The sequence below is a fragment of the Bacillus sp. 17RED48 genome (assembly GCF_019837545.1).
Taxonomy (GTDB): Bacteria; Bacillota; Bacilli; order Bacillales; family Bacillaceae_G; genus Bacillus_A; species Bacillus_A wiedmannii.
In genome coordinates, this window is record NZ_JADAXG010000030.1 from 1 (window position 1) to 5,750 (window position 5,750).

Genomic DNA, 5,750 nt, shown 5'->3' on the forward strand with positions numbered 1-5,750 from the left:
TTATACGAAGAAAAATTTTGAAAATAATATCGTACAATGTTATACAAATATAAATAAACAAAAAAAGCAAAACCCTTTTTATATTAAGAGTTTTACTTTTTTTGCTGCCGATAAAATACTTTATATTAATCTCACATAATAAATAAAGCATTCATATACAAAGAGTAGTCTTTTGTCACAGTAAATGTGTGATTTACATATTCTGTTTTATGTTGTGTTAATCAGGAGGCTATTTATGAATAATTCAGATATGATGCTACGTTTACTTACAGATTTGAAGATAGAACATCAGGAATTGAAAGAACAGTTAGAAAAATTACAATTAAAGCTGACATCTCTTGAAGAAAAAAACTCGAATAAAAAAACAATTGTTGCAAAACAAAATCGGATTTCTGGATTTCCAACATCTTTTCATGATTGGAAAAAATCTACTCAAAAAAATAAATACTAAATTAAACCTTGAAATTATCCTTCCCCCTGTTTTTGGGTGTAAGTACTGACTCGTCGTGTAAGGGCGAAACCCCATATAGCATTAATCCATATAAAAAAATCATACTTTCAGCCTTTATATAGATAGTGAAAAAGAAAAACTTAAACTTATAGTAAGAATATTAATATATTAATAGTTTCATAGATTTAATCAAACTCAATCTAAATTTTCATCTGTAAAATTTTTCTTAACAGTACCCTTTAATAAATCCTTCAAAACTATCTTCACTAAAAAATCTTATATATTAGAAACCTTGCATTTTGTCTTCCCATACCACTAGCTGATAAGAGAGGTAAAGTTGTTGGATTATCACTTAAATTCACCAATTGAAGAGTATCTCCACTAGTTAAAGTTCTAATTGCTCCTGCTGATATTTCATTACCACTTGTAGTAATTGCTATATTAAGTGTAGTTCCTGTACTACCATTTATAGAAATTACAAAAGAAATTGGTGCTATAGAAGTTGGATCTGTAGAAAGATAGTATTCAAGTTTATATACACCAGAATCAACAATTGTTAAGGTATCATTTGTTCCATTAATTAAAACATTACTTAGGGTAATAACAGTAAATGTAACAACACCTAAATTTGGAATAACTTGAACTCCAGGATTACTTAAACTTGCAAAAGTTATAGGTCCTGTAGGTCCTGTAGGTCCTGTAAGTCCTGTAGGTCCTGTAGGCCCTGTTAGTCCTGTTGGCCCTGTAGGTCCTGTAGGTCCTGTAGGTCCTGTAGGCCCTGTTAGTCCTGTAGGCCCTGTTAGTCCTGTTGGCCCTGTAGGTCCTGTAGGTCCTGCAAGTCCTGTAAGTCCTGTAGGCCCTGTTAGTCCTGTTGGCCCTGTAGGTCCTGTAGGTCCTGCAAGTCCTGTAAGTCCTGTAGGTCCTGTAGGTCCTGTTGGCCCTGTTGGCCCTGTAGGTCCTGTTGGCCCTTGCCCTTCAGGAGGGAAGGCACATGGAAAAGGGAAACCATTACATTTATTAAACTTATTAAATCGATTCATGTTTCCACCAACTTTTCAAATTAATTACAATTAATTGAATACATACCTAATATGTTATGAAATACATCTTAAATACGTTTATATTTATAAACATTAAATTCCTTTTAATTTATCAATGTATAAAAATTTCAAAAATCCTTGTTATATCAATAATGCATAACATAAAAGCCTAATGACAGGGTAGCTGCTCTTATCCTTCATAAGCTAGCTATAAAATGATAATTAATATAAAAATATAACTTTAAATGCAGTATCTTTATAAAATTTTACTAAAGTTTATTCCAATCAAGTATACTCTATTGAAATAATAGCTCTGTTGTTGATTTTCCTAAACCTAAAGTATTTCATATGACTTATTTCAAATGTTAGAATTGAGATTTTAAAAAAATATATTATCAAGAAATGTTACTGCAGACTAGAACAAGAAACCTGTCACTAGGGGTCACCATATCATTCTGAGAAAATAGTATGCTAAGGACTACAAAACTTTATCCTTACAATATTTTTAAATCCAAACACAAAAATGTAAATATACAGGTTATAAGGAGTAATGAAACACTCTCCTATGTTTCTAATGATTGTATTTTCCATCTGTTTTTGGTGCAAAATCTATTAATAGATTTTGCACTTTTTTAATAAAATGCATTATGTATGATCTCTAAAACCTTTTGATATAATCAATAGGTCTATAATTTGTTTTAATTCATTCTAAAAGATCAATTCCTTTAAGAGGAATTGATCTTTTTTGTGCCTTTTATGTGAAAAAGAAATACCATGTTCACCTTAATCCATTTATTAAATTCATATTATTTTATGTTGATTTCCAACAAAAAGTTCGAATCTAAACTTTTGAATATTAGTTTACTTTTACTTCCTTAATTTTATTAGATTTATAGCACTTTACTTATCCTCCTCAAAAACGCTAACAAAAATATACATTCAAAATATAACAAATAAAGAGATTAAAACATAAATCCATACCTACGAAAACAAAAAAACACTCAAATGAGTGCCTTTTCTCTATTTATCTAACCATGCCATAGGAACTTTTTTCTCACCTGATATTTCAAATTTAATCTTTCCATTTTCATAATATACCCGCTTTATAATTGGTATATTTTCCATTTCATTTTCTTTTTCACTTCTATATTGATTTTTTATTTCTAAATGAATAATATTCATCAGACATTCCTCCATTTTACCCATAATTTTATCCACACAAAAAAACAAAGAACACTTTTTTTCTCACAGTTGTAAATGTATTCTCATATTTCCCTTTTATTCTTCTAATTTTGTAGTTGGAATCATGAATTAACCCTTGAAATTTGACATTTCAAAGGCATTTCGTTTTATCATGTATAATATATCTTTAGAAACGCCAATTAGAGCGTTAAGAGGAGCGTGAGGAACGATGTCTGATGGAACACGGAATGGTATAAAATCCGAGCCACTCCCGGCTTTCCTAACCAAAGAAGTAGCAAAAATGTTAAGTATTAGCGAAAGCTATTTACGTAAATGGTGTTTAGAGTTAGAAAAACATGAGTACATCTTTGTAAAAGTTCGTGATCCTAAAAGTAATCGTGAGTATCGAACTTTTACTTCAAAAGATATAAAAGCTTTAAAAAAATTTCAAACACTTATGAAAGATATTGGATATAACAAGGCGGATGCTGCCAAAACCGTAGCAATAACCATAAATAATGAAAATTGGAACACGAGTGGAACGTCCCATGATCCAATGGATTCTCAATCCTTGCTTATTACAAGAGATAAAGAAATATTGGAACGCGAAAACAATACTAATTTATTACGTGAATTGTTGCGTGAGGAACGCGAAGAAATAACAAAAGAACTTCAATCCATGGGAGAAGAACTACGACGAACTCAAGAAGAATTTCAAACATTGAAAGATGGTATACAAATATATCAAAAACACCATGAACAATTGTTGCAAGAAAGAGATGAGCAACTATTACATAACATACGATCTATTCAAGAGACTAAACAACTAGTTGCTCCTACTATAGAAAATAAACAACATTGGTGGAAATTCTGGAAATAAAAAAGCCTTGCTTATATGAAAGGTTTTTTATACAAAATTCTATACAGATTTTTGTACTAATACAGAACATCCGTAAGCTTGAAAAACCACATTATCTCTACCATGTATAAGATCATGCATAGCACGATAAAAAGAGAAAACGCACAAACCCTATTGTATCAAAGGTTTGTGCGTTTTTCTAACTACCGATAATAAGACGTTATGTTAACCAGCTATGAATAAGTATACATAGCATTTTTAAAAAAAATTCGTAACCACTTATAAGTGGCTATAACAATCAAAAAAATCTATTAAAAAAAGGCTTCTCCCTGTTTTTGGGTGTAAGTGCTGGCTAGTCGTGTCGAGAATAACCCCCACATAACATTGATCCCTATCAAAAAAAATCATGCTTTGAACAAAAAAATTGGCAGTTCGGCTTGGCAAAAGTTAAAAATCAGCCGAAAAGCATTGCTCTTACAATCCACTTGTACAATTCCATATATAGTGTGTTTACTCTTAACTATATATGAGAATTTTTATGAAAAAATCAAATCTCTTAAAACAAGTTTCCGATTAATAAAAAATTAATACCTTACTAATAGCTAATAACAAATTGATAAGATGGGAGATGTTTTTTTGTCTGAACGTTGTAAAAAATGCGGATATAGACACTCTAACTGTAGGTGTCATGAGGAATTTCCAACATGTCAACAGAAAGTTGTCATCGAGGGAATATCAAGTGTATTTTCACCAGCTTTCGGAAATTTTTATCAAACTAACTTTGTCACATTGATCAATAACCAACCTATGCCTTGGAATGCTACCGGACAGATAAATGGTGGAGTCAATTTAAATCCTGATGGAGTAACTATCCATGTTGCTCAAGCTGGGTCTTATTATATTGAATATTATGTAAGTGTAAATTATAATCCCGTTGATCCTGGGGGTGATAGAGATTTGGGAATATTCATAAACGAGGTGGAAATTCCTAACAACCAAACTCGATTTGGGATTACTAATAATGAAGCCGATCGCAATGTTTGTGCTACTATTTCTGGTGGATCAATTGTATTTATCCCAGCTAATGCTACTGTCCAATTGAGAAATGTATTAAATGAAGTTATAAAAACTTGTGATGGCCGAAAACTTGCAGCATCAATTAATTTGATTAAATTATCTTGATTTTTCATTTTAGATGTAAATGCCCACGACTAAACCTGTGGGCTTTCACAGTTTGATATGTGAAGTATCGTTCCATAGGCAGTTCACCTCATATACTTGTTATCACAAATCAATAACCATTGTTCTGCTTTTTATCTGTCGGCTTGGCGAGAAAAGCACACATGCCGAAAAAAGTTTTATAAGAACATAATAAAAAAGAAAAGACGATAGTCTTTAAGTGATGATTAACAAACCGACTTTTTTATTATTAAGGTGGAGATTTTTGAGCGTTGTTTGCTCAAAAATACGACCTGTTCCTTGCGGAACTTTTAGCCCTTATATAAAGAGTGAAAAGAAAAGAAGTTTTAAAATGATTAAAAATGTTGTTATATCAATGATTTTAGAGTGTTTCATGTCTAGTTAAATTACCACAAACAAAAATCAAACAAAAGTAAAAAAAATCGTAGTTGGCAAGTACACAACTACGATTTAAAAATTAAAATAATTTATCAAGAGAATCTTTCAAAATGTTCATTTTCATTACTTTATGAAACATCACTTGTAATGCCCCATTTCAGTCCGCTTACCATTGACACTTACTTCTTATTTTTTTCTCCTAATTTATTGAATAAAATTTTTAATCCATTAATTTAATTAATCTCAATTGAATAGTTATAAAAGTTTGTGCATCGACGGATGAAGATGTTGATATATCAGCTATCCCACCACTTCTAAATATATCAACAACATCATTAATATTTAATCTAACAAGAGTTGTACTGCTTGCTGTTCCACCACCACCTGTAGAAGATCCTGCTGTAGGAGTAATATTTACTCCATTTACTCTGATAGCAAAAGCTCCAGCATCGGGAATGTTTAGTGTTATTCGAGCATCTATAGCATATACTCCTGAATTTTGAACAGTAACTTGTCCTCCAGCTAAACTAAAACCAGATGTATTATCATTGTTACTAAAATTAAGAGGTAATATTGAATCTGGTGGTATTGCTACTGGTCCTGATCTAGCAAACTGTCCAAATACATTAGAAAACGTAGG

The 5,750-nt window shown here is 31.1% G+C and carries 5 protein-coding genes and 1 pseudogene; 3 read left to right on the forward strand and 3 right to left on the reverse strand.

Annotation, left to right across the window (positions count from 1 at the left end; all coding sequences use genetic code 11):
- Positions 1 to 235 precede the first annotated feature (235 nt).
- Entirely contained in the window at positions 236 to 451 is a 216-nt protein-coding gene (locus tag ILT06_RS31915) for a preprotein translocase (protein WP_222655983.1), read from the forward strand.
- A gap of 266 nt (positions 452 to 717) precedes the next feature.
- On the opposite strand, the gene ILT06_RS32800 is transcribed toward ILT06_RS31915, so the two are convergent.
- Together ILT06_RS32800 and ILT06_RS31925 are read right to left on the reverse strand one after the other, a co-directional pair.
- Complete coding sequence (locus ILT06_RS32800) at positions 718 to 1,491, reverse strand: hypothetical protein (RefSeq protein WP_261784595.1); 774 nt, start codon at positions 1,489 to 1,491, stop codon at positions 718 to 720.
- Between the two features lie 1,020 nt (positions 1,492 to 2,511).
- Complete coding sequence (locus ILT06_RS31925) at positions 2,512 to 2,673, reverse strand: hypothetical protein (protein ID WP_222655984.1); 162 nt, start codon at positions 2,671 to 2,673, stop codon at positions 2,512 to 2,514.
- A gap of 229 nt (positions 2,674 to 2,902) precedes the next feature.
- Between ILT06_RS31925 and ILT06_RS31930 the strand changes: the two genes are divergently transcribed.
- Positions 2,903 to 3,553, forward strand: coding sequence for a DUF3967 domain-containing protein (locus tag ILT06_RS31930; protein WP_222655985.1), 651 nt, complete (start codon positions 2,903 to 2,905; stop codon positions 3,551 to 3,553).
- A 615-nt stretch (positions 3,554 to 4,168) separates the two neighbouring features.
- The gene (locus ILT06_RS31935; RefSeq protein WP_222655986.1) at positions 4,169 to 4,714 is read left to right on the forward strand and encodes a hypothetical protein; all 546 of its coding nucleotides are present in this window, start codon (positions 4,169 to 4,171) and stop codon (positions 4,712 to 4,714) included.
- Positions 4,715 to 5,330: 616 nt separating this feature from the next.
- Here ILT06_RS31935 and ILT06_RS31940 read toward each other — a convergent pair.
- Positions 5,331 to 5,750, reverse strand: a pseudogene (locus ILT06_RS31940) (hypothetical protein); the annotation flags it as partial.